19 protein-coding genes and 4 pseudogenes are annotated in these 24,878 nt (G+C 27.3%); 5 read left to right on the top strand and 18 right to left on the bottom strand.

Features of this window, described 5'->3' with window-relative positions:
• The first annotated feature begins 8 nt into the window (after positions 1 to 8).
• From HMPREF0216_RS00345 to HMPREF0216_RS00335, 3 genes are all read left to right on the top strand, one after another.
• Complete coding sequence (locus HMPREF0216_RS00345) at positions 9 to 425, top strand: hypothetical protein (protein WP_005209759.1); 417 nt, start codon at positions 9 to 11, stop codon at positions 423 to 425.
• Positions 426 to 427: 2 nt separating this feature from the next.
• The gene (locus HMPREF0216_RS00340) at positions 428 to 1,462 is read left to right on the top strand and encodes a DNA/RNA non-specific endonuclease (protein ID WP_005209758.1); all 1,035 of its coding nucleotides are present in this window, start codon (positions 428 to 430) and stop codon (positions 1,460 to 1,462) included.
• A gap of 227 nt (positions 1,463 to 1,689) precedes the next feature.
• Complete coding sequence (locus HMPREF0216_RS00335; RefSeq protein ID WP_005209756.1) at positions 1,690 to 2,547, top strand: hypothetical protein; 858 nt, start codon at positions 1,690 to 1,692, stop codon at positions 2,545 to 2,547.
• Between the two features lie 36 nt (positions 2,548 to 2,583).
• Here HMPREF0216_RS00335 and HMPREF0216_RS00330 read toward each other — a convergent pair whose 3' ends face one another.
• From HMPREF0216_RS00330 to HMPREF0216_RS00285, 12 genes and pseudogenes are all read right to left on the bottom strand, one after another.
• Complete coding sequence (locus tag HMPREF0216_RS00330) at positions 2,584 to 3,411, bottom strand: glycerophosphodiester phosphodiesterase family protein (protein ID WP_005209754.1); 828 nt, start codon at positions 3,409 to 3,411, stop codon at positions 2,584 to 2,586.
• 315 nt (positions 3,412 to 3,726) lie between these two features.
• Complete coding sequence (locus HMPREF0216_RS00325) at positions 3,727 to 4,314, bottom strand: ECF transporter S component (protein ID WP_005209752.1); 588 nt, start codon at positions 4,312 to 4,314, stop codon at positions 3,727 to 3,729.
• Between the two features lie 100 nt (positions 4,315 to 4,414).
• Positions 4,415 to 5,311 (bottom strand): annotated as a pseudogene (locus HMPREF0216_RS00320) (tetratricopeptide repeat protein).
• A 183-nt stretch (positions 5,312 to 5,494) separates the two neighbouring features.
• Positions 5,495 to 6,906 (bottom strand): annotated as a pseudogene (locus HMPREF0216_RS00315) (vWA domain-containing protein).
• Positions 6,907 to 6,909: 3 nt separating this feature from the next.
• Positions 6,910 to 8,040 (bottom strand): ATP-binding protein, encoded by a 1,131-nt coding sequence (locus tag HMPREF0216_RS00310; protein ID WP_005209742.1) that lies wholly within the window; start codon positions 8,038 to 8,040, stop codon positions 6,910 to 6,912.
• A 111-nt stretch (positions 8,041 to 8,151) separates the two neighbouring features.
• Positions 8,152 to 8,967, bottom strand: a complete 816-nt coding sequence (locus HMPREF0216_RS00305) for a hypothetical protein (protein ID WP_005209740.1) — start codon at positions 8,965 to 8,967, stop codon at positions 8,152 to 8,154.
• 288 nt (positions 8,968 to 9,255) lie between these two features.
• On the bottom strand, positions 9,256 to 10,896 hold the full coding sequence (locus HMPREF0216_RS00300) for a potassium/proton antiporter (RefSeq protein ID WP_005209738.1): 1,641 nt from the start codon (positions 10,894 to 10,896) through the stop codon (positions 9,256 to 9,258).
• A gap of 233 nt (positions 10,897 to 11,129) precedes the next feature.
• Positions 11,130 to 11,279 (bottom strand): hypothetical protein, encoded by a 150-nt coding sequence (locus HMPREF0216_RS17265; RefSeq protein WP_005209737.1) that lies wholly within the window; start codon positions 11,277 to 11,279, stop codon positions 11,130 to 11,132.
• A 127-nt stretch (positions 11,280 to 11,406) separates the two neighbouring features.
• Complete coding sequence (locus tag HMPREF0216_RS00295) at positions 11,407 to 12,108, bottom strand: MIP/aquaporin family protein (RefSeq protein WP_005209734.1); 702 nt, start codon at positions 12,106 to 12,108, stop codon at positions 11,407 to 11,409.
• Between the two features lie 12 nt (positions 12,109 to 12,120).
• Complete coding sequence (locus tag HMPREF0216_RS18025) at positions 12,121 to 12,255, bottom strand: hypothetical protein (RefSeq protein ID WP_005209732.1); 135 nt, start codon at positions 12,253 to 12,255, stop codon at positions 12,121 to 12,123.
• Positions 12,256 to 12,456: 201 nt separating this feature from the next.
• Positions 12,457 to 13,901 (bottom strand): annotated as a pseudogene (locus tag HMPREF0216_RS00290) (6-phospho-beta-glucosidase).
• A gap of 43 nt (positions 13,902 to 13,944) precedes the next feature.
• Positions 13,945 to 15,852 (bottom strand): beta-glucoside-specific PTS transporter subunit IIABC, encoded by a 1,908-nt coding sequence (locus HMPREF0216_RS00285; protein ID WP_040418341.1) that lies wholly within the window; start codon positions 15,850 to 15,852, stop codon positions 13,945 to 13,947.
• 179 nt (positions 15,853 to 16,031) lie between these two features.
• Between HMPREF0216_RS00285 and HMPREF0216_RS00280 the strand changes: the two genes are divergently transcribed.
• Positions 16,032 to 16,739 (top strand): GntR family transcriptional regulator, encoded by a 708-nt coding sequence (locus HMPREF0216_RS00280; protein WP_005209727.1) that lies wholly within the window; start codon positions 16,032 to 16,034, stop codon positions 16,737 to 16,739.
• Positions 16,740 to 16,932: 193 nt separating this feature from the next.
• On the opposite strand, the gene HMPREF0216_RS16065 is transcribed toward HMPREF0216_RS00280, so the two are convergent.
• Positions 16,933 to 18,879 (bottom strand): GumC domain-containing protein, encoded by a 1,947-nt coding sequence (locus HMPREF0216_RS16065; RefSeq protein WP_005209726.1) that lies wholly within the window; start codon positions 18,877 to 18,879, stop codon positions 16,933 to 16,935.
• Positions 18,880 to 18,895: 16 nt separating this feature from the next.
• Complete coding sequence (locus tag HMPREF0216_RS00270; protein ID WP_005209725.1) at positions 18,896 to 21,007, bottom strand: efflux RND transporter permease subunit; 2,112 nt, start codon at positions 21,005 to 21,007, stop codon at positions 18,896 to 18,898.
• A 153-nt stretch (positions 21,008 to 21,160) separates the two neighbouring features.
• Between HMPREF0216_RS00270 and HMPREF0216_RS00265 the strand changes: the two genes are divergently transcribed.
• Positions 21,161 to 21,745: a TetR-like C-terminal domain-containing protein gene (locus HMPREF0216_RS00265; protein ID WP_005209724.1), complete on the top strand. Its 585-nt coding sequence runs from the start codon at positions 21,161 to 21,163 to the stop codon at positions 21,743 to 21,745.
• Positions 21,746 to 21,868: 123 nt separating this feature from the next.
• Here HMPREF0216_RS00265 and HMPREF0216_RS16900 read toward each other — a convergent pair whose 3' ends face one another.
• From HMPREF0216_RS16900 to HMPREF0216_RS00250, 4 genes and pseudogenes are all read right to left on the bottom strand, one after another.
• Positions 21,869 to 22,045, bottom strand: a complete 177-nt coding sequence (locus HMPREF0216_RS16900) for a hypothetical protein (RefSeq protein WP_157464277.1) — start codon at positions 22,043 to 22,045, stop codon at positions 21,869 to 21,871.
• A 177-nt stretch (positions 22,046 to 22,222) separates the two neighbouring features.
• On the bottom strand, positions 22,223 to 22,585 hold the full coding sequence (locus tag HMPREF0216_RS16055) for a hypothetical protein (protein ID WP_051040629.1): 363 nt from the start codon (positions 22,583 to 22,585) through the stop codon (positions 22,223 to 22,225).
• A 270-nt stretch (positions 22,586 to 22,855) separates the two neighbouring features.
• Positions 22,856 to 23,893 (bottom strand): annotated as a pseudogene (gene recA, locus HMPREF0216_RS00255) (recombinase RecA).
• 325 nt (positions 23,894 to 24,218) lie between these two features.
• Positions 24,219 to 24,785 carry a sensor histidine kinase gene (locus HMPREF0216_RS00250; RefSeq protein ID WP_005209715.1) on the bottom strand — a complete coding sequence of 189 codons (567 nt, stop codon included), beginning with the start codon at positions 24,783 to 24,785 and terminating at the stop codon, positions 24,219 to 24,221.
• Between the last annotated feature and the right edge of the window lie 93 nt (positions 24,786 to 24,878).

The following is a 24,878-nucleotide window of genomic DNA, read 5'->3' as shown; positions in this document are numbered from 1 at the left end:
GGTAACCTATGAATATAATTGTTTGTTTAGATGATAAAAATGGAATGATGTTTAACAAAAGAAGACAAAGTCAAGATAAGATACTTAGAAATAGTATAAAGGATATAGTTAAAGACACTAATCTTTTTATGAATGAATATTCCTACAAATTATATAAAGATATTGATACTGGAAATATTAAAGTTTGTGAGGATTTTCTTAATGAATGTGATGAAACTAGCTTCTGTTTAGTTGAAAACAAATCATTATTTAATTATGAAAATAAAATTAATACTTTAGTTATTTATAAATGGAATAGACTTTATCCTTCAGATTTATACTTTGATATTGATTTAAAAAATAATTCTTGGCAATTAATAAATTCTGAAGATTTTGTAGGTTCATCTCATGAAAAAATAACAAAAGAAACTTATAGGAGAATATAATAATGAAAAATTTATTTAAACTAAAAAATTTAACAATTGTTCTTTTAGGCGTATTCCTATGCCTAAATACATTTATTGGTTGTTCTACAATTGATATTCCTTCTACTACAAATGGTGGACAAGTAGTTGAAGACTCTTCTTCTAATAATGTACCTTCATCTAATTCTAATGAAAATGGTAATAAACTTAATACGGATATTGCTGATATTCCAGCATACTCTGGAAATGACTATGTAGTTTTAAATGATAATGTTCCTAACTTTTCTGACTCTGATTTAACAACTACTTCCTTTGAAGAATATAGCCCATTAGATAGTTTAGGAAGATGTGGTGTTGCCTTTGCAAATATAGGAACTGATTTAATGCCTACTGAAAACAGAGAATCTATAAGTTCAGTTAAACCTAGCGGTTGGCAATCAGTTAAATATGATATCATAAGTGGAAAATACCTATATAATAGATCTCATTTAATTGGTTTCCAATTAACTGCTGAAAATGCAAATAAAGAAAACTTAATTACTGGTACAAGATACTTTAATGTTGAAGGAATGTTACCATTTGAAAATATGGTTGCTGACTATATAAAAGAAACAAATAATCATGTCTTATATAGAGTTACACCAGTATTTGAAGGAAATAATCTTGTTGCTACAGGCGTTCAAATGGAAGCAAAATCTGTAGAAGATGATGGTGAAGGTATTGAATTCAACGTATTTGTTTATAACATACAACCTGGAATTACAATAGATTATGCAACTGGTAATAGTGCCCTTAGTGGTGAAGAAATAATAAATACTGATTCATCAACTGATTCAACTAATGATTCAAGTACTTCTAATAGCACTAGTTCAAATATTAATAATGATTCTGATAATAATTCTGATGTAGCAACTGTCATAAGAGGAAATTCTAAATCTAAAATTTATCACTGTCCTGGCCAAAGAGATTATGAAAATATGGCTGATTCTAACTATCTTGTTATTTTTAATAGTGAAGATGAAGCTATTGCTGCTGGATATAGAAAAGCCTCAAGGTAAGCATATAGCTATATTTAAATAATCTTATACCTAATATAAATTAAATACTATAATAAGAGCACCTAGTAAGAATATTTAATCTTGCTAGGTGCTCTTTACTTTAAATACATAAGAATAACTACTAAATTATAATTTAAATTAAACCATTTTCTAATTACTTGATATAATATTTTCGTTATGCTAAACTATGCTTCATACCTATTATAAAATCTTGGAGGCGAGTTAATTTGTCAAATCAAAAAAAATTTTTAATAAGAGTTTTTATAACTTTTATTTGTGTAGTTTTCCTTTCTTCTACCTCTATTAATTGTAGTATAAATTTAAATTCTATAAAAAATATTGAAGATAATCCTATTCCTCCGGAAATAGAATCTGATGATTTTTCATCCAAAACTCCTTCAAATTATGATGCCTTAACTAACTTTAAAATAGCAAGATATTATTTATTAAGTTCCAAATCTTTCACGTCTGAAAGTACAGGTTATATAAAAGCATCTGGATTTTCTCAAAGTATTAAGGGAAGTAAAAAGTATGATGGTGAAAATTATTTTTCTGAAGCTATAAGCTATAGTATTTTTAAACAACTAGCTAATAGAATTTTTTATAATGGTAATGATATTACTATTTTACAAGGAACTCATATTTCTAAGGACACTGCCTCTTGGAATGGTAAGTCTGAAATAATATCTAAAGATGAATATAGAAAACGATATGGTGGATTGCCCACTGCTTTTATTAGATATATAGTTGATTCTAATACTATTCTTTCTAAACATATTGAAAAGAAAGATAATAACTTATATACACTTTCATTCTCTTTAAATCCTCTTCTTGCTACAAAAGCATATGTTAATGAGATAATGACATCCTCTGGTAGTGTTGAGACACCTATTTTTAATAGTATAATAATGTATGTAACTATTGATAATAACTGGATTATACAAGAAATGACCATAGTTGAAAATTATGATATAAAATTATCATTTTTACCTGGAACCCAAAATGCTACTAGTAAAATAACAGAAACTTTTTCTAATATTAATGGAACTGTTATTTTATCCACTGATGAATTATTAAAGGGGTGATTATATCACCCCTTTACAATTGAACTCTTAAATCTTTTATATTTTATCATTATCAAATATATAATTATCTGAATAATTTTTAGCTTTTAGTTTTTTATCTTCACTTTGTATTGTCCATGATATTATTGTATATCCCGTCTTTCTTAAATCTTGAATTCTTTTGTCTTCTAAACTATTTATGTTAATTGATATAAAATCTGCTTTATCATAAGTATTAGAAATAATTTTCTTATAACTTTTCAAAGATCCTTCATCATTAATATCATTTATTAAAATACCTTTTTTAACTTCTGGTACATTTTTTGAGTACCATGTAATAACGCTACTATCAAAGGATTGAATTGCAAAGTCTCCCTTATACCCCTGAAGTATATTATTAACTTCACAACAAAGAGCACTGATATTTTCACAGCCTTTTATCTCTATTAATATAGGTACTTTCCCATCTACAAGCCTTAGGACATCCTTAAATAATGGAATACTTTGCTCTGTATTTAATATCTTTAAATTTTTTAATTCATTATATGTAACATCTTTAACCTTTTTAGAAACTCCAGTTAATCTCTCTAGATTATTATCATGAATAACTACTACATTCATATCTTTTGTAAAATTAACATCTAATTCTATTGGATATCCATTTTTTATTGCATTATTAAAAGCTGCCATTGAATTTTCTGGATATATCTTATTATGTAAACCTCTATGTGCTATTGGTTTATCAGTTATCCAAGTTGTATCTACTTTATAACTATTAATTTTCTCTGCATTATATATTTTAGATGTTGTAGAAGTAAAGCTAATTATTAAAATAATAACTAATATTATTATGAGATTTAATCGTCTTGATATTTTATTTAACACTAATATCACCTCATGTAACTCAAATTCTAATTTTATGTAAATTTAAAGTATTAATTTATTTAGTAGTAAATTTTAATTTATATATTTAGTATATATAAGTTCCATAATATTACTCATAATACATGAAAAAACTATATTTTAAATCTACAAACATCACTGCTATTGGACTTACTAATCATACTTTGTTATATCTTAAAATAGTTACTAAAACAAATATACATTTTTAATTTGTAAATAAAATTCAAATAATAAAGTATTTTAAATATAAAAAATGTACTTACAAAACTCTGTAAGTACATTTTATTACTCTTAATATTAAACAGGTAATAATAAACCTGATTTCTTTAAAATTGGTCTTATTGCATTATAAATAATTGCAACTAATATTACAGATACTACCGCATTTACAAATGTAGTTACTGCACTTAATTTTGCTAAAATAACAGCAGCATCTTGTGGTTGTCCTAAAACATATTGCTTATAAAAAAATCCAACAATAGGATCTGCAATTACATTAAAAGCTAATCCTCCAATTGATGAAATAATACTCCACTTTAAAATATATTTCTTATCATCACTTTCACTAATCTTAGCAATTTTATGTGCAATTAATCCTGTTATTAAACCAATACATAATTTTAATACAAATGTTTTTGGTGCTACTGTTATATATACTGGGTCAAGTAAATCTGCAATTGTCATACCTATTGCTCCAGCAAGTCCACCATACCATCCCCCAAGTAGTAAAGCTGCTAAAACACAAAAAGCATTTCCAATGTGAAGTGAAGTTGCATCTCCACCTGGCATAGGAATTTTAATTTGTAAATAAGTAAATGATACAAAGCACAATGCTGCAAGTAATGCTGTTTGAATTAATTTTTTAAATCTTATTTGTGCATTCATAATAATTACCCCCTTTTAATTATAAAACTTCAAATAAATTTTATACCTAAAATGGTATTTTATGCAATTGTATCCATACACATATTCACAAATTAAATATTTAAAACATTTTTTTATATTTTTCTAAATTTCTTATACCATCAAGTTCCTCATCTTTTTTCATATAGTCTTCAAAAAAATCATTTAATTCTATAGATTTAAGAACATCTTCTAAAGCTAAATCTAGCTCATTAATAGCTACATAAAAACACGCTCTATTATAGTATAAAAAACCTTCATCTTCATTTTCTTCTATACCTTTATTTATTATTTCGATAGCTCTTTTATAATCTTCTTTTGCTCTATACATTACAGCATAATTTAAATAACTATATGGATAATATGGATTTTCTTCTATTGATTTTTTATAATATTCTTCTGCTAAATCTAAATTACCTAACTTTTTGTTAAATACCCCCATATTAAATAAAATTCTAAAGTGTTTACTATCTATTTCAAGTGCATTTTTCATATATTATAAAGCAAGCTTTGTATCTTCTAATTCATCATAAATACATCCTAAATTAGCATTTGCCCATAAATCTTTTGGATTTAGTTTTAAAACTTCTTTATAATTTTTTATAGCCTCTTTCTTATTACCTAATTCATCATAAGCATTAGCTAAAAAGAAATATGCCTTTTCATATTTATTATCATTCTCTATTGCTTTTTTATAATACTCAATTGCTTCTTCATACATTTCATCATCATCATAAATAATTCCTAAGCCATAATACGCAATAGCGTTAGTATCATCAAGTTCTAGTACTCTTCTATACATTTTTTCAGCTAAATCAAAATGTGCTATTTTATCATATAAAAATGCTAAATCTAAAATTAAATCTATATCTTCTTTTCCGTCTTTACATTCATATGCTTTCTTAAAAAATTTCAAAGCCTTTAAATAGTTTTTTTCAGTCATAAAATTACGTCCTATTGATATATAGTTATCAAACATGTATGTCTTATCCAAAGTAAATCCTCCAAATTAAATAAGATTGCACCTTAATTGGTACAATCTTATTTTTACACTAATTTCATTATATCTAACTTACATTATATTAAATTACAGTAGCTCCATCAACTGATAATACTACTCCACTTATATAACTTACTCCTCTTTTCCTTTTATATTTTATTATTAAAAAATTGGTTCTTGATTATTCATTGAATATCCATCAGTTCTAACATCTTTCATATCTACCGTAGTATCTTTTATTTCAACTTTACTTAACTTTTTAATAGCACCATATGGTTCTTTTAAGGAAAGTGTATCTCCTCTACCTGAAATAACCCATAACGTCTTATATCCTCTAGGTATTACCCTTAATTTATCTTCACCTTTTCCATCAGTAAAATATATTAGTAAATTTATATTTTTATTATTAGCATATTCAAAGACAGGAGTAAATCTAGTTCCACCACCTGATGATATCCTATCCTTTACATCTTTCATAGACTTAGCTTTATAGGCACGCTTAATTTCTTTATCACATTCTATAATTGTAATTTCATGATTATAATTTTTCACTATAGAAAGTACTTCCTTAATTGCTTGCTTAAATTCTTCATCACTTATACTACCACTTATATCAATAGCAACTGCTATTTCTGCTTTGTGATTTCTAAGTTCTCCCCTTAAATCTAGTCTATTAGGTTGTCTTCTATTCCTTCTTGTTATAGTTTTCTTTTTATTAACTTTCCACTGTTCCCATTAACCTTTTAAGATATAGGTTCCAAGGTAGTTCACTATTACTTTTTCTAAGAGATGCTATCATACCTTCTATGTGAAGAGGAATTTGTCCTTTTTCTGCATTACTAATAAATTTATCTGTAAAGTCTTTAAGAGTTTTTTCATCTAGCACACTATTTTCTTCCCAAATATCATGAGTGTTTTCTGGATTATACTGATTTTCTATATTTTCATCTATCCTAGTATCATCTTCTTCACCTTCATCATCATCCTCTAACAAATCTAATTCATTTTGAATTTTGTTCTGCATAATATTCAAAAGTATTATATGGCTCCAGATTCAATGAATATTTTGTATTTACACCTCTTAATGTAGTTGCATATGGTGGCAAATTATTTAAATATTGATTCACTACTATGTCCATAGCTAAATTAATTGCTAATGTGCTGTATTTTCCCTTTAATTCCTTTGCTCTTACTAAATGCATAGATAATATATGATGAATTTCATGTTTAATTGTACTTTCCATTTGTTTTATATCAAGTTGCAAAAATATTATTGGGTTAAAATATATAACATACTTAGCATTTTTAAAGTTAACACCAGTAGGACTACTTATATCAAATCTTATCTCTTTTTCCATCTGGAATAAAAAATACCCATAAAAGTTATCCTTATCTTCCATTAAACTTAAATTAACTTTACTTATAAGGCTAAAAAATTTCTCTTTAAACTCTTGTGGTACATCAGCATCAAAGCTTTCTCTATTACGCTTTGCTTTAAACATAGCTGCACTGCTAACAATTTCATTTATATTTTCATAAAGTTCCTTTTTTTGCTTTTCAAAATAACTTTCCATATACTATCCCCTTATTTGACTATAGGATTCAAAATATGCTTCTACAAACTTTTCATTTTCTAAAGCTACTTTATAAGTTTCAGGATAACTATTTTTCATATCTTTCATTATTCCAACCATTAAATCTATAGGATACTTCTTTATAAATTCTATGAATCTATTAATATAATAACTTTTTTCATCATTATAACCTTGAATATTATTTTCTAAAGCTTTTAAAGTATTCATCGCAGTTAAATAAAGCCTTGTATGACTTTCACCTTTAATTTTTTCTATAACTTCTTCGCTAAGAACATCTCCTGAAAAAATATCTTCAAAGGATATTAACGGTTTTTGATTTGCTTCAACAAAACTTATAAATTCTTCTGCAATTAGCTTTCCTACATTTCCTTTTATGACATTTACAAATACTTCTCTTGGGATTTCATCTATTTTATCTTTATAAATCTTAAAAGTCTTTGAAAGTCTTTCGTAGCTTCTTGGTGTAGCTCTTACATCATCTTCATTTACTTTATGTAAATATTCAGGGAATGTAGAAATAAACTCTATAACCTTTTGTTCTATTCCAATGTCCATTGCCCATTTTAACCAAGCTGTATGATCGCTTTCCATATTAAGCCATACAAATCTATTTTCTTGAGCCGCATCCATATCTACAACTTGATAATTAAAATCTGAACCATATTTACTTGATGGATTCATTGCAGCTAATATTTTTACGTCTTTATGTAGCTTATATCCATTTATCTCTCTATTTAATATTAAGTTCATAAGCTCTTGTTGTACTGTATGCTCACAACGATTTATTTCATCAATAAATAAAAGCACACTTTTTCCTTTAGCTATTTCTTCATCTATTTCCCTTAATTTTGTATGAACTGCATATATTGTTGTCTTTTTTTCAACCTTATTACCTATAGAGTCCACTGCAACATAAGATTCTACTGTAGGTAGTCCCCCTATCTCTCCTTCTTTAAGTAAATTTCCATCAATAACAACAAAGCTCCAAGAATTTTTTCTTGCTATATCCCTTGCTAATGCTGTTTTTCCTATTCCACTTTCCCCTACTACTAATGGAACTTCTCCAGTAGCTAATACTAATTCAACACTTTTTAACGTATCTATAAAATTCATTTCTTTTCCTCCATAAGTTTAAGGTTTATTAAACTATACCATCTATATTTCGCTTGATTTTTAGACTCTATTTTTACATGCTATTTAATATCTAACCATATATAATTACTTTTATATTATCTTTAGTTTCTCATCTACAGCTATCTTTTTCGCCTTTTTACTTCCATATTCATAAATAAACATCATCTTATCTATAGGTATATACTCACTATCTACACTTATAAGATTACAATTTAAAAAATCTCTAACATATTTTTCTTCAATATCATCTTTTGATAATACTTCTTTTAATGCTTCCTTTATTTCTTCTTTAGGTATTTCTTTTAACACACTTTTAGATATATATTTAATTACTAAAATATTCTCCTTAAAGAAATTTAATATTTTTTCCTTATTTAAATTATTTACAAATCTAACTGCTGATTCATTATTTTTAATAGCAATAATTTCTGCATTGTAGCTAGGTGATTTTATATATCTTAATGCATCATAACTTATCTTTACTGCTTCTTCTTGTACACTTTCATAAGGATTTTTTATATACTTTATTGAATCATAATCTTGCCTTATTGCCATTAATTGCAATTCTTCACTTGGATCTTTTGCATATTGAATTGCCCATCCTCTTTGCTTTATTCCTATTTTAATTACGTCTTCACTTGGATTTTTAATATAACTCAAATTAGTCCATCCAGCTTCAACTGCTCTTATCATCATTTCTTCTGTAGGTTCATTTATATATTCAATTGCTCTAACATTCCTCTTCATAGCCAACTCTTGCATTTCTTTTGTTGGATTAGTTATATATCTTAATAAAAGACCATTCTTGTCTAAGGCTATTAATTTCATTTCATTAGTAGGATTATTTATATTTCTTATTCCCATAGGGTTTGTTTTTATCATTTCAATTATTTTAGCTTCATCCATAATATTCCCTCTATTTACATAACCGATTTAAACTATTATTTAATAATTATTATTATCTATTTAAATTATAATACTTTTGAAATTATTTTAAAGTAGATAAATATAGTAGGATTTATTATATTTACTAAATATATTAATTCTTCAGCATTATACTCTTCCTTACTTTAATATTCTCTACTTATTATATTTAAGTTGAATATGTAGTTAAAAGCTAAAAAGTTTATTGCTGGTTACTTTCTAGCTTTTATTTTTTTACCTTAATATATATTAATTTAATTATTTGCTATTTTATATTATTAAACTATCTATTTCTTCCTCGTTATTTGCCGTTATAACTAATATATCTCCATCAAGAATTACTGTGCTTCCATTTGGTATTATTACCTCTCCATTACGTTTTATCATTACTATAAGAACATCATCTGGTATATTAGCCTCTTTTATTGATTTATCAACTATATCATTGCTTTTCTCTACTGCAACCTCTGTTAAAGTCGTACTCTTTCCCTCTTTATATTCATTAAAATGTTTAAGTTTATTACCTGATAGCACTAATGTATCACCTGGAAGAATTTCTGTTGAACCATTTGGTACAAAGACATCCCCCTTACGCTTTATCATAACAACAAGAATATCTTCTGGTATATTGGCATCCATAATAGTCTTATTGGCAATACTATTATGTTCATCAATTGTAAACTCTATTAACTTTGTACTCTTATCTTCCTTATAATCATTAAATGTTTTTAAAACAGACTCTTCATTATCTATCAAATCAAGTTTTTTAGCCAATCTAGGTATAACCGTTCCTTGTACTGCTACTGAAAATAAAGCTATAAAAAATATTATATGAAAAATATCATTATCTATTAACACTCCATAAGTTTCAGCAAATATTGCAAAAACTATTGATGCTGCTCCCCTTATACCTACCCATGATATAAAAAGTTGTTGTTTTTTAGGTATCTTAAACCAACTTAAAATGCTAAATGTTGCAATTGGTCTTGCTACTAAAATCATAAATATTGAAATTGATATACCTTTAATCATTACTGATGGTATCCTTGATGGGAAAGCCAATAATCCAAGTAAAAAGAACAACATTATTTGCATAAGCCATGATATACCATCGAAAAATTGAAATATACTCTTTTTATGTGGTATTTTACTATTACCTATAATAATTCCTGCTATATAAACACTTAAATATCCATTGCCCATAAAATATTCACTTAATGAATAAGACAGTATTGCTATAGCTGTTATAAATATAGTATAAAAACTTTCTATTTCAAACTTTGAATGTCTTAAAAAATAAACAGATAATTTTGCTAATATAACAGCTACTAATATTGCTACTATAATTTGTCCTAACACCATTGGAATAATATTTCCATAATTCCCACTAGACATTAATTCTAATATTATTATTGTAAGCATGTATGCACATGGATCATTACTTCCACTTTCTATTTCTAATATAGAAGCAATTGATCCCTTAAGATTTAATCTCTGAGATCTTAATATAGCAAAAACAGAAGCCGCATCTGTAGACCCAACTATGGAGCCTATAAGTAATCCCTCTAAAAGCGTTGTTTTAAATACTAAAAAACAAAATATTCCCGTTAGTCCAGCTGTAAAAATCACTCCTATTGATGACATAAATATAGATGGAATAGCCACTGGTTTAGCCATGTTCCAATTAGTACCGAATCCACCATAAAACATAATAAATATCAATGCTATAGAGCAAATCTTATTGGCTAAATCATAATTATCAAAATATATACCAACAACGCCATCAGATCCAAAAATCATTCCAAGAACTATAAATATTAAAAGAATGGGCACTCCAAATTTATATAATATCTTTGTAGAAGTAACACATATTAATAATACTAATGCACTAATAATCATTAATTTAATCATAAATTACCCCCTTTATTAATAATATCTACGTATATTGCTATGAATAAATTAAATAGTGTTACTTTATACTATTCGAAACATTGGTCTACTGAATCTAAAACTAATAAAATTTTTCTAATTTAATATAGTATTAAAAGCTTATAAAAATATTGCATATTCTTATTTAATAAAAAAAGAAATGCATACAAAAATTAATTATATACATTTCCTTTTTTATTAAAGTTTAATTTTAACTATTTATTACATTCTTTATTTCTATTTCTTACTGGTACAAATTCTGAAGTAGTATCATTTGGGTCAATATAAACATAATTACCATTATTATCTTTCTTAAGTCCTAAAGATGCCATTTTCTTTTTAGTATTTTTATATTTTGTACTCATTATATTCACCTCTTAAATCTTATTAATATAATTCATTTTTATATTACCCAATTTAATTCTCTATAATAAGTAATTTAATTTACTAATATTACTTTAATAAATAATAAATTTATTTATATAAATTAGATTATTTTTCACTAAATATATTAATTTGTACCACTTTATCCATATAACTTATCTTTTTTTCTTTGCTTTGCTCAACCATTTTTATTATAAATAAAACTACTATAGTAGATATTAACATTACATAAAGTTTAATATTAACTATACCTTCATATACTGCTAAATTAGCTATTGCACCTGTACAGCCTCCCATAATAGGCGCTATTATTGGTATCCATGAATATTTAAAGTTTGAAGTTCCCTTGCCTGGTATTGGTAATAAAAAGTGAGCTAAACGTGGTCCAAAATCTCTAGCTGGATTTAATGCAGCTCCAGTTACTCCACCAAAACATACTCCTAATGAAAATATTAATCCACCTATAACTAAAGGCTTTGTTCCCACTGAAAATTCATTTCTATCTAAAGTAAAAATTAAAAATACTAATATAAAAGTAATTAAATATTCACTTATGAAATTAGTAATATTATTTTTTATTGCTGGTGCTGTAGCAAATATACTTAATTTCACCTCAGCATCTTCTGTTTTATCCCAATGTGGTAAAAACTGAATATATACTAATAAACTTCCAAACATAGCTCCTAAAACCTGAGCCAATATATAACCTGGAACTAATCTCCACTGAAAGTCTCCAATTAGTGCCTTAGCTATTGTTATTGCTGGATTTAAATGGGCTCCACTTATATCTCCTACAGCATAAACCGCCATTGCAACAGCAAATCACCATGCTAAATTTATAGCTACACTTCCAATTTTAAATGTCCCTGATTTTTTTAATGAATTTCCCGCTAATATACCACAACCTAAAAATATTAATATTGTTACTCCTATAAATTCTGCTAAAAATACATTCATTAATTTCACCCGCTTTAAAATAATTTTTGCTACTAATTATTTTTGATTTATTCACTTTAAAATTTAATTTTTATTTTTGTTATATATCTCTATGAAATATCTACATAAATTAAGGAATCACTCTGATTTATATCAAAGTGATTCCTTCTTCTGTCTTGGGTCAGTTTTAAAAATATATTAATCTATATTTAAATTCTAAATTTATTCAGCAATCTTTTCTCCATTTGATTGAATAACATCTTTATACCAGTAATATGAATCTTTGCATAATCTCTTCATACTTCCGTTACCTTCATTATCACGATCTACATAAATCATTCCATATCTCTTTTTCATTTCTCCTGTAGTGAATGATACTAAATCTATTATTCCCCATGGAGTATATCCCATTAATTCTACACCGTCATAGTTTACAGCTTTCTTCATTTCTTCTATATGCTTTCCTAGGTAATCTATACGATATGAATCATGGATTTCTTCATTTTCTTCAACTGTATCATGTGCTCCAAAACCATTTTCAACTATAAATAATGGTAATTCATATCTATCATACATACGGTTTAAAGTATATCTTAATCCTACTGGGTCTATTGGCCATCCCCAATCACTAGACTTGATATATGGATTTTCTACAGAGTTTTCTAATGATCCATTTACAGAAACTTCTCCATTATCATTAGTTACACCTGACTTTACTACATTTGACATATAGTAACTAAATCCAATGTAATCTACAGTTCCAGCTTTTAATATTTCTGCATCACCTTCTTGCATTCCTATATCATAGCCTTTTCTTTCAAATTCCTTTAATGCATATCTTGGATAATGTCCTCTTACATGTACATCTAAGAAGAAGAATCTTTCACCATAGCTTCTTCAGCTGCCATTATATCTTCTGGATTACAAGAGTATGGGTATATTGGAACATGAGAAACCATACAACCAATTTTAAATTCTGGATTTATTTCTCTACCTTTTATAACAGCCTTTGCACTTGCTAATAATTCATTATGTGCTACCTTATATAAAACTGCTCTTGGATCTTCACCTTCTTTAAGAGTTACACCAGAGTTTGTCCATAAGAATAATGGGTTATTAGTATCCATTTGATTATTTATTTCATTAAAAGTCATCCAATACTTAACTTTATTCTTATATCTTTTAAAACAAACTTCAGCAAATCTTTCAAAGAAATCTACAAGTTTTCTATTTCTAAATCCACCATATTCTCTTGCTAAATGTAATGGTAATTCAAAATGAGATAAAGTTATAACTGGCTCTATTCCATACTTTAATAACTCATCAAACACATTATCATAGAATTTAAGCCCTTCTTCATTAGGAGTTAATTCATCACCCTTAGGGAATATTCTTGACCATGCAATTGAAGTTCTTAAACATTTAATTCCCATTCCGGCAAGTAAAGCTATATCTTCTTTATATCTACCATAAAAATCTATTGCTTCATGATTTGGATAAAAAGTATCTTCCATAATTGTTTCAGTTATTTGTCTTGGAACACCATGTGCACCAGCTGTCATTACATCAACAACGCTTGGCCCCTTTCCTCCAGCGTTCCATCCGCCTTCAAATTGATGAGCAGCAAAAGCTCCTCCCCATAAAAAGTCATTTGGTAACTTATTCATAATTATTCTCCTTTATTTCGTATATTTTGTACTTCGTTTTTTACTATGATTGTATACTTAATTCTTTTAGATTAATTATTGCTTTTCCATTTTTAACTTCTTGATCTACACATAATGTGTTGTGATCATAAGAATCACTATTAGTTATTACAACAGGTGTAATTAAAGAATATCCTTCTTTTTCTATAGCACTTCTATCAAACTCTAATAGTAAATCTCCTGCTTTAACTTTTGAATTTGCTGCTATTTTAACATCAAATCCTCTTCCATTCATTTTTACAGTATCCATTCCAACATGAATTAATACTTCTACTCCATCCTCTGATTTTAAACCTATAGCATGTTTTGTTTCTGCAACAAATTCTACAGTTCCATTAAATGGCGCATATACTTTATTATCATTTGGTTCTATTGCTATACCTTTACCCATAGCTCCTGATGAAAATACTGGATCATTAACTTTTGCTAATTCTATTACTTTACCTGCTAAAGGACTTTTTATTTCTCTATTTCCAGCAGTTAAAACTGGATTAACTTCTTCACTCTTAACATTTTTAGCTTCTTTTTGAACATCCTCTACCTTTTCTCCAATACCTACTACTTGAACTAGTATTATTGCACCAAAGAATGATATAGCTGCTCCTAATAACATTCCTATAAATGAACTTGAATTATCTGGAGTAATAGCATTTACAACTGTTAATAATCCTGGAAGACCTGCATAAGCATAGTAAGCTATATTAAAGAATGAACCTACAACTGCACCTACAGCCCCTGCTATACATCCACATATAAACGGTTTCTTAAATCTTAAGTTTACTCCATATATTGCTGGTTCTGTGATACCAAATAATCCTGTAATACCAGCTGATAAAGATATATTCTTTGTTGCCATACTTTTAGCTTTTATAAATACTCCTAAAACTGCTCCTGTTTGAGCTATAACTGCCATAGTTTGGAACGCTTGGAATGTATCTCTTCCGTACATATCATAGTTTGCTAAACACATTGGTGTAACTCCCCAGTGCACTCCAAAAATTACTACTACTTGCCATAATCCACCGATAACTGCTGCTGCAACTGCTGGTGCTAAATCATATAAATAGTTATATCCATTTGCAATTGCTGTAGCTAATCCATCTGATAAAGGTCCTATTGCTAATATAGTAAGTGGAACCATAACTACAAAACAAATTAATGGTGTAAATAAAGATTTAACTACCTCTGGTAATTTCTTTTCTACAAATCTTTCAACATAAGATAATATCCATACTAAGAATAATGGTGGTAATACTGATGATGTATAAGTTGTTTCTGCTAAACTAATACCTAAGAATCTAATACTTTCTCCATCTGCTATTCTTCCTGCTATTGCTGCCCAATCTGGACTTACTAATGCTGCACAACATGCTATTGCAATAAACATATTAGTTTTAAAATGTTTAGATGCTGTAACAGCTATGAATATTGGTAAGAATGTAAATGGTGCCCATGACATAAAGCTTAATACTTCATAAGTACCTGTATTTGAAAATGATGGGTTTACCATATTAATTAATATCAATGTACCTTGTAATATACCAGCAGCTGCTAGGATATATATAAATGGCGCAAACACAGCTGACATTGTTGCAATTATTCTATTTAAAACACTTGCCTTTGGAGCATCTTCTTCTATAGCATTACTATCTAAGTTAAGCTCACTTGCAACCTTATCAAATACTTTTCCTACATGAGTTCCTATAACAACTTGGAATTGTCCTCCATTTTCAACTACTGTTATTACTCCAGTAAGTCCGGAAACCTTTTCTTTTGCTTCATTAGTTGTTTCTTTTAAGACTAATCTAAGTCTTGTGGCACATCTTGATGCTTTAATAATATTATTTTTTCCTCCAACGGCTTCTATTATATCTACCGCTAGTTTTTCATAATCACGAATTGTTTTTGACATTTTTCCAATCCCCCACAACAATATTTTTATACCTTAATAATTAAATTGTATATTCACATTATAATTATACCAGTACAATTTGTCAACAGTTTTTTTGAAAACATTTTCTCATATTTAATTTAAATATTGTTTATGCTATACTGAAAATATAAATATGTTAAGTAGACAAGGGAGTAAAAATGCTAAAATATCAACAAATTGCAAACGAAATAGAAAACTATATTTATAGTAATGATTTTCCACAAGGAACAAAATTGCCTACAGTAGAAAACTTTGCTTCCGACTATAAAGTAAGTAAAAGTACCATTGTTAAAGCTATAGAATCTTTAGTATCTAAAGGAATAGTTTATCAAGTGCAAGGAAGTGGAATTTTTGTTAGAAGAAGAAATCGTAGTGGCTATATAGACCTAAATACAACGCAAGGCTTTACCAGTACATTAAAAGAATTTACTATAACAGCAAAAGTATTAGAATTTGATCTTATACATGCTGATGAAGAAATTGCTGAACTGCTTGAATGTAATATTATTGATGAGGTTTATCTTGTTAAAAGACTTAGATATATAGATGGTAAAATTATGTGCTATGAAGAAGCTTATTATAAAAAAAGCATAGTTCCATATCTTACTAAGGAAATTGCTAAAGGATCAATTTTCGAATATCTAGAAACTGCGCTAAACTTAAACCTAGGATTTTCTGATAGATATTTACACTTGGAAAAATTAGATACTAATATTGCTAATCTATTAGAATTAAATACTGGGGATCCAGCAATGTTTATATTAGAACAAATATATCTATCTTCTGGAGTATTATTTAATGTTTCAAAATTAATTTATAATTACGAAAACACTCAATTTTTCCTTCAATCTTCAACAATGAAATAACAAGTAAATGATTTATTATTACTCAATTACATAAAAATAACCTATAGAATAAGTTATTACTAAACTTTTCTCTATAGGTTATTTTTATTATATATTTAGTTTTATAATGATATTAAGATTATTACTATAAAGTGTTTGGCTATTAATTAAAACTAATAAAAAGTATTTTTATAGATAATCTTTAAATCTTTTTCTACTTAAATAAGTTAAGAATTTTCTCCCATAGTGTTAAACTTTCTTCTGCTGTTTCTGTATATTCAACTTCTTCCTTTTGAATTTCTGGTGTCTTAATAACAAATTGAACAGATTTTACATTTGTATTTTTATTTGATACAAATGATATAACCTCATCTGAATTTCCTGATAATTCATCAACCATATTATTAATTTTATCTGTAACCTGTGTATCTAAATCGCTTGTTTGATTATTTAATTCAGTAGTTCCCTCTGATAATTCAGTAGTTTTATCAGCTAAAGTTTCTGTACCTGAAACTAGTGTCTCTGCTCCACTTTTTAATTCTGAAGTACCATTTACTAATGTTGTTGCTCCATTTACAACTTGTGAATATCCATTAAGTAATGCTTGTACCCCATTTGTATAATCATTAATTCCTTGGTCTAATGCACTATATTCTGTAACTAATGTATTTATAGCAGAAGATAATGTAGACATGTTGTACACTAATCCATTTAATGTAGTTGTAAGATTTTCTATAGCTTTATTAAATTCAGCATATTTTACTTGTAATTCAGTTGCTCCATTTAATAAGTTAGATGTTCCATTAGAAATGGAATTTAAATAACTCTCTGTTCCATACATTACTGCATTATTTCCTTGTAATAATGTTATTAATTGAGTAAATAATTCAATTTGAGTATCAATAGTAATAATTTGTTGGTCTGCTGCTTCTACTCCAGCTGCTAATAATTGTTCTTTATTTGCTTGTAACATAGCAATTTGGTTCTTAAGTGCTTCACTTGTAGAAGCATTACTATTTTGTAATAAGTCAATATCTGCGCCATTTGATAACATTAAATTTTTATACGCTTCATAATTAGCGCTTGCTTGTAAATCAGCTATTCCTTGGACTAAGCTATCAATTCCACCTTGTATAGAAGATGATGCTTCAACTAAAGCTGATATATTTTCTGAAGATACATTAACATCATTTAATGCATCTGAAATTTGATTTAATGCATTTGAAACTTCGCTTGATCCTGATACTAATGATTCTGATTTACTATTTAATGTTTTAAGTGCATCTTCTACTTGTGTGATTCCTGTGTTTAAAGAATTTATTTCTGAATCAAGAGAAGTAATTCCATTATTTAATTCTCCTGCTCCATCCTTTAACGTTACTGTTCCATCACTTAATAAACTCGCTCCTGAATTTACCTCTGATATTGCATTTTGCAGTTCTGTAATATTGTCCATTAATTCTTTATTATCCACATCAACATTAAGATTAAGTTTAACTCCGTTTATAGCTATAGAATCCATTTCAAAATCTTCTACATCTGCTTTTATACTAATTTCTGCACCTTTTCCTGCCAGAATTATATATGATAATTGTTTATCACTACCTACATTTGCAATAGTCGCTCCATCTGTTTTAATATTTTTACATTTATCAGAATCCAACAAAAGTGTTGTTTGTAATGCATAATTCTCAAAAAAGCTTGAATCACATTTTTTATTTTCGCTAATATCTAACTTTATTTCTAAAGCACCACTTTTACCAGCAATTTCATTTGATGTTACTTCTTTACCATCCAAATAATATTTAAGTTCTATATTCCAAGGGATTTCTATATTTTCTAATACTCCTTCATAATATAATTTATCTGCAGAATTAGTTCCTGTAACTTGTCCGTCATTATATTCTAATTCATCAACAGTATTCATATTTCTTATTGAAACATAGTCTCCATAATCCACTACATTTTCATTGTCAAATATATTAACTGCATATGCTCCCTCAACAGTTCCATCATTATTTAAATTTATATATATAACTTCCTCTTTATCTGTATTTACCTTATTTAAATTGTTAGTATCTGCAAAGGCCCATATAGGTGCAATGCTATTACTAGCAATAGTTGCTGCTAAAATCATAGTTATTATTTTTTTCTTTTTCATATAAAAAACTCCCTTCTTACATTTCCTTAACTAGTATTTCTTCATTTACATTTTCATTATTTACATCTTTTTTACCATTTTTAAAATTAGCTTTTATTGTTGTCATTTGAATTGGTTTATCTAATAAATATAAAAGTCCTGGGATTACAAATAAAACTATAACTGTTGATAAAATAGTTCCTTTTGCAATTAATGAACCTAATTGACTTATAATGCCATGTGTTGATATTACACCTAGCAATAAACCTGCTAATGTTAAAATTGTAGCTGAAGTAATAATAGATAAAGAAACAGCTGAAACTGTATTTAATAATGCTTCTTTCTTATTAACCTCTCTTCTATATTCCATATATCTATTAGAAAGTAATATTGCATAATCAACTGTAGCTCCTAGCTGAACAGAACTTATAATTAAATAAGCTATATAATGAAGGTTATTTCCTGCAAAATAAGGTATTCCTAAATTAATCCATATTGCTGTTTCAATAGCTAATACTAAAATTATCGGAATTAGAAGTGACTTAAATGCTATTAAAAGAACAATAAATATAACTCCAATAGCAATTGCATTAACCCTCACATTATCTGCAGTAACAGTGTCCATTAAATCATAAGTACTAACACTTTCCCCTGCCAAGTAATATTTATCTGAATAATATTTTTTAGCTATTTCTCTTATTTCTTCTACTGTATTGAAAGCCACATCACCTTCAAAATCTGTTGATACTGTAATAACCATACGACTATAATTATCTGAAAGTAACTTGCTTAATATGCTTTCATTAACATATTCTGTAGGAACCTCTGCTCCAGCATTATCTACATAAGATATAATTGAAGAAACTTCTTTAATTTCTCTTAGTTCATTACTTAATTTTGTCTCTGTTGCAAAATCACCTCTTGGTACCATTAAAACTAACGTATTTGATTTACCAAATTTATCTTCAATTTTTACTGTGTCGCTCCCTAATTTAGTAGTTTCATTAAATATTTTTGAAGACCCATAATCAAAACTATTTTCAGCTTGTGCTAATCTAAAAGGCACTATAGTAATACTAAATAATATAATCATTGGAATCATAAGTTTATATACAACTTTGGCAAATCCATTAAATTCAGGCACTAAAGATTTATGCGTTGTCTTATCAATAAGTTTGCAAGCATATAAAGTTATTACTGGTAATAAAACTAAAACTGTAATCAAACTAAATACTATTGCCTTAGCCATAACTATTCCCATATCAGGTCCTATTTTAAATCTCATTAATATAAGAGCTGCAAATCCTATAACAGTTGTTATACCACTTGAAAAAATAGAACCTACAGAATTAACACATGCTTTTACCATTGCTTCTTCATTTTCAAATCCCTCTTTTCTGTAATCAGAAAATCTGTGTAATAAGAAAATTGCATAGTCCATTGAAACTGCAAGTTGTAGAACATTTCCTGCTGCATTTGTTACAAATGAAACTTCTCCAAATAAAAGGTTTGTCCCTCTATTTAACATTATTGCTACGCCTATTGTTAACATAAACAGTATTGGTTCTATCCATGATGTAGTAGTAATTAATAAGATACCTAAACAAATAGGAATTATAAATAATATTATTTTACTTACCTCTTTTGTTGTTGATTGTGTTGCTGTAGCAGTATTTACTGCTGCACCAGACATAGAGTTATCATCACCAATTAATTCTCTAATTTCATTTACAGCACTAATTCTTTTATCTTCGCTAATTGTAACTGAAAATAATGCTGAATTATCTTTATAATAATCTTCTACGGTCTTTGAATCTAATGTTTGTATTGGTTTGGTTATATCTACTGCATCATCAAGCCATGTAACTTCTTGTACACCATCGATACTACTTAATTCATCTTTTAACTCTAATGCTTTTGGTATACTTATATCTGATACCATTACTCTAGCATTAGGTATTCCACTTCCAAACTCCTCTTCCATAACTTCTAATGAAGTAGTTGATGCAGAACCATCTGGAAGGTAATCATTCATATCATAATTTACAGATACAAATTTGCTACAAATTGCACATACTATAACTGCAATTGAAAAGATACTAATAATTATTTTTTTATGCTTTACTATTTGTTTAAATAATGCTTCCATTTTGTATCCCCCTTTTTAACTATTTTCTGAATAAATTATATTTTTCAAACTGTTTATTTTCAATTGCCATTCTTTGTATGCTAGTGGTATAATACACACATTAATCATGAATGAGTATTACTTAATAAAAAGTTTAAATTTAAGGGAGTTTTTATGGATAGACGTGTAAAAAGAACAAAAAAAATATTATATGAAGCTTTGCTTACACTTATGCAAAATAAAGCCATTAATAAAATAACTGTAAAAGAATTAACAGAACTTGCTGATATAAATAGAAAAACCTTTTATCTCCACTATACTGATATATTTGACATGATTGATCAGATTAAAGAAAATATACTTTTAGAATTTAATGATATAATATCAAAACATAAATTCACTTCTGAAACCAAAGAAGATTTATATTTACTATTAAATGAAATTATAATTTTTATAGATACCAATTATGACATCCTATCTATATTATTAGGACCTCATATAAATGCTGATTCTAACTTTATATATAAACTTAAGATAATAATGAAAGAACGATGCATTGATATTTGGAGTAATATATTCCCTAATGGAAACTTAAAAAATTATGATTATTTTTACTCCTTTGCCTTTTCTGGCTTTATTGGATTAATTCAAAATTGGATTTCTTTAGAACGACAAGACTCTATAGAATACTTAACTAAGCTATCTAATGGAATTCTTAATACTTGTAGTATTATTTTAAATCAACCAGAATTGGACTAGTTAAATTCAAACAAAAAGTGATGATATTACTATAAAGTTATATCATCACTTTTTATATAAAAATTAATTTAAAATCATAAAAAACTAATTAGTTATACTCTTATTTTTTTTTAAACATTATTTCTATTTTAATTTCTTTAATCCTTTTAATCTTTTTGTAAATTTACTTAAGTAAGCAGTTACCCAATATGGTACAAATAAATATACTATAAATACTATAACTGTATATGCCCAAGGCATTGACTTATATAATGTATAAGCAAGTGGAATTGGTATATTAGCTGGCTTTTTAAGCATCATCAGATTACTTCCACAATAGTTATTTAATACAAATGCTATTAGTGCAAAAAATAAAAAATATTTAACATAACTTTTATATAATTGCTTATTTAATTTTATATCCAACTTATAAAAATACAATATTCCTATATAAATCATCATAGTATGAAAAAACATGCTATATATAGAAAGATAATGTCATGTAGGATATATTGTTAATGCTGTTGCTGGGAAAACTAAGTATGTTGCTCCTGCTATCATTGATGCTCCTGCAAGAAAACTATCACCCATTCTTCTCCATTTTCCCTTTCCGTAACCACTTAACCATAATGAGTAAATAAATATACCACAATACCACATTGGAAACCATGCATTTATCCAAGTATAACCAAAGTAAAAATTAAAACCTATCTGTATACCTTCAAGAATTGTAATAATAATTGCAGATACTCGAGTTATTTTTTTTACTTGTTTTTCATCAACATTCCTAGAAATAACCAATAATCCTATCAATAAAATTATACTTAATCCTAATAAAATCATGTGTCCATATGTGAACATACCACAAGGCTCATAAACTTTTCTTGGTGTCCAAAATTGATTTAATATATTCTCACCCTCAAATTACATTTCTACAAAATAGCTTATCTTATATACGTAGCTCAAGGTAAAAACTATTTTTTCATATTAATTATAGTATGTTTAACAATACTTCTTTGATATAAGGTATTACAAAAAATAATAATATGCAATTTGAAGTATTTTATATGACATCATCTAGGAGATAGTTCATATTTTACATTTTATTGCTTTATTAAATTCAATATTATTTTATTCCCCTACAACTATATTCTCATTTTTTGCATTGCTTATTAATGTTAAGTTATGTTTTTCTCTTATAATATTTTCTATTTTTAGGGCCACCTCTGGATTTTCCTTTAAGTAAACTTTAGAATTTTCCCTACCTTGCCCCAATCTTATATCTTCATATGCAAACCATGCTCCACTCTTTTGAATTATTCCTGCTTCAACAGCTATATCTATTAAATTACCTTCTCTAGAAATTCCTTCATTATACATTATATCAAATTCAGCTTGTTTAAATGGTGGAGCTACTTTATTCTTTATTACTTTTATTCTAGTTCTACTTCCTAAAACAGTATCTCCAACTTTTATTGTATCAATTTTTCTTATATCTAATCTTACAGATGAATAAAACTTAAGGGCTCTTCCTCCTGCTGTCGTTTCTGGATTTCCAAACATAATTCCTATTTTCTCTCTCAATTGATTTATAAATATTACTACGCATTTAGACTTATTAATTGCCCCAGTAAGCTTTCTTAATGCTTGTGACATCAATCTAGCTTGTAATCCAATATGTGAATCTCCCATTTCACCTTCTATTTCCGCTCTTGGAACTAATGCTGCAACAGAGTCAACTACTATTACATCTATTGCATTCGATCTTACAAGAGCTTCTACTATCTCTAGTGCTTGCTCTCCCGTATCAGGTTGACTAACTATTAATTCATCTGTATTAACGCCTATCTTTCTTGCATATGATGGATCTAATGCATGTTCAGCATCCACAAAAGCTGCTACTCCACCTAATTTTTGTGCTTCTGCCACTATACTCAATGTAACAGTTGTTTTTCCTGAAGACTCAGGTCAATATATTTCTATTATTCTCCCCCTTGGAACTCCACCAATCCCTAATGCTATATCTACTGCTAAGCAACCAGTTGATATAGCTTCTATATTCATTATTGTATTTGATCCAAGTCTAACAATAGATCCTTTTCCATACTGCTTTTCTATCTGGTTCATAACTAATTCTATTGCTGCAATCTTATTATTATCAATACCCATTTATTATCATCTCCATTTTGATTGATTTTTTAATTATGCTCATTTTTATTTAAATAAAAAATGCGTTGAACCAACGGCAAGTGGTATGACCGTTGGTACAACGCATTGACTTTTAAAGTATAGCATATTTTTTTCAATTGATGTAATACCATAATTTTAGTTTTAATCTTTTTATTGTTTTTAGATTGTTTATATCTTAACTTTATTCTAAGTATCAATAAGAAATATCTACTCATACATATTTTCAGGTATAAGTTTCACTCACCAAATCAATATTTGGAGTCTTGCTTACTAAAGATTCATTTTAATATATTAAATATTTACACTATATACTTTCTAGTACATCTGGAATTCCTATAGTGAATCTACTACCTTTATTAATCTCACTTTCAAGTCTAATATATCCATGATGTAGTTCAACTATATATTTAACAAGAGTAAGACCTATACCACTACTACTTGTCTTCATAACTTCTGTACCTTCAACTTGTGAAAATCGTTTGAATATAAACTCTTGATCTTCTTGTGATATTCCTATACCTGTATCTTCAATTGTTATCTCAATATTATTTTTAAGTTCCTTAATATAGACTCTAATTTCTCCACCTTTATCAGTAAACTTAACTGCATTACCTAATAAATTGATTATGCATCGTTCTATTTCAACTTCATCACAGGATATAATTTTCTCCTCCATATCTGGATCAATTATAAGAGATACTCCTTTTTCTTCTATAAATTTACTCATATTAAGAGCAGCTTCTTCAACTATATATACTATATCATTATTTTTTTTATTTATTTTATATTTTCCACTTTCTATCTTTGAAGTATCTATAATATCATTTATTATTTTTAATAAATTATCACAATTTTTACTTATAATATTCATATAATCTTTAAGTTTATCATATGCAATATTTTTACTAAGTGAATTTATTAATTGTACAGTTGTGGTCTTATGTCAATATTTTGGACACAAAAA

The sequence above is a fragment of the Clostridium celatum DSM 1785 genome (assembly GCF_000320405.1).
GTDB classification, from domain to species: Bacteria; Bacillota; Clostridia; order Clostridiales; family Clostridiaceae; genus Clostridium; species Clostridium celatum.
The sequence above is the reverse complement of the archived record's forward strand: the minus strand, read 5'-3'. Positions and strand labels throughout refer to the sequence as shown.

Excerpts from the sequence above, each read along its gene's own strand:
- HMPREF0216_RS00345 (WP_005209759.1), top strand. The coding sequence starts at position 9 with ATGAATATAATTGTTTGTTTAGATGATAAAAATGGAATGATGTTTAAC.
- HMPREF0216_RS00340 (WP_005209758.1), top strand. The coding sequence starts at position 428 with ATGAAAAATTTATTTAAACTAAAAAATTTAACAATTGTTCTTTTAGGC.
- HMPREF0216_RS00325 (WP_005209752.1), bottom strand. The coding sequence starts at position 4,314 with ATGAATGCACAAATAAGATTTAAAAAATTAATTCAAACAGCATTACTT.
- HMPREF0216_RS00310 (WP_005209742.1), bottom strand. The coding sequence starts at position 8,040 with ATGAATTTTATAGATACGTTAAAAAGTGTTGAATTAGTATTAGCTACT.
- HMPREF0216_RS00305 (WP_005209740.1), bottom strand. The coding sequence starts at position 8,967 with ATGGATGAAGCTAAAATAATTGAAATGATAAAAACAAACCCTATGGGA.
- HMPREF0216_RS00300 (WP_005209738.1), bottom strand. The coding sequence starts at position 10,896 with ATGATTAAATTAATGATTATTAGTGCATTAGTATTATTAATATGTGTT.
- HMPREF0216_RS17265 (WP_005209737.1), bottom strand. The coding sequence starts at position 11,279 with ATGAGTACAAAATATAAAAATACTAAAAAGAAAATGGCATCTTTAGGA.
- HMPREF0216_RS00295 (WP_005209734.1), bottom strand. The coding sequence starts at position 12,108 with ATGGCGGTTTATGCTGTAGGAGATATAAGTGGAGCCCATTTAAATCCA.
- HMPREF0216_RS18025 (WP_005209732.1), bottom strand. The coding sequence starts at position 12,255 with ATGAATGTATTTTTAGCAGAATTTATAGGAGTAACAATATTAATATTT.
- HMPREF0216_RS00285 (WP_040418341.1), bottom strand. The coding sequence starts at position 15,852 with ATGTCAAAAACAATTCGTGATTATGAAAAACTAGCGGTAGATATAATA.
- HMPREF0216_RS00280 (WP_005209727.1), top strand. The coding sequence starts at position 16,032 with ATGCTAAAATATCAACAAATTGCAAACGAAATAGAAAACTATATTTAT.
- HMPREF0216_RS16065 (WP_005209726.1), bottom strand. The coding sequence starts at position 18,879 with ATGAAAAAGAAAAAAATAATAACTATGATTTTAGCAGCAACTATTGCT.
- HMPREF0216_RS00270 (WP_005209725.1), bottom strand. The coding sequence starts at position 21,007 with ATGGAAGCATTATTTAAACAAATAGTAAAGCATAAAAAAATAATTATT.
- HMPREF0216_RS00265 (WP_005209724.1), top strand. The coding sequence starts at position 21,161 with ATGGATAGACGTGTAAAAAGAACAAAAAAAATATTATATGAAGCTTTG.
- HMPREF0216_RS16900 (WP_157464277.1), bottom strand. The coding sequence starts at position 22,045 with ATGATGCTTAAAAAGCCAGCTAATATACCAATTCCACTTGCTTATACA.
- HMPREF0216_RS16055 (WP_051040629.1), bottom strand. The coding sequence starts at position 22,585 with ATGTTCACATATGGACACATGATTTTATTAGGATTAAGTATAATTTTA.
- HMPREF0216_RS00250 (WP_005209715.1), bottom strand. The coding sequence starts at position 24,785 with ATGAATATTATAAGTAAAAATTGTGATAATTTATTAAAAATAATAAAT.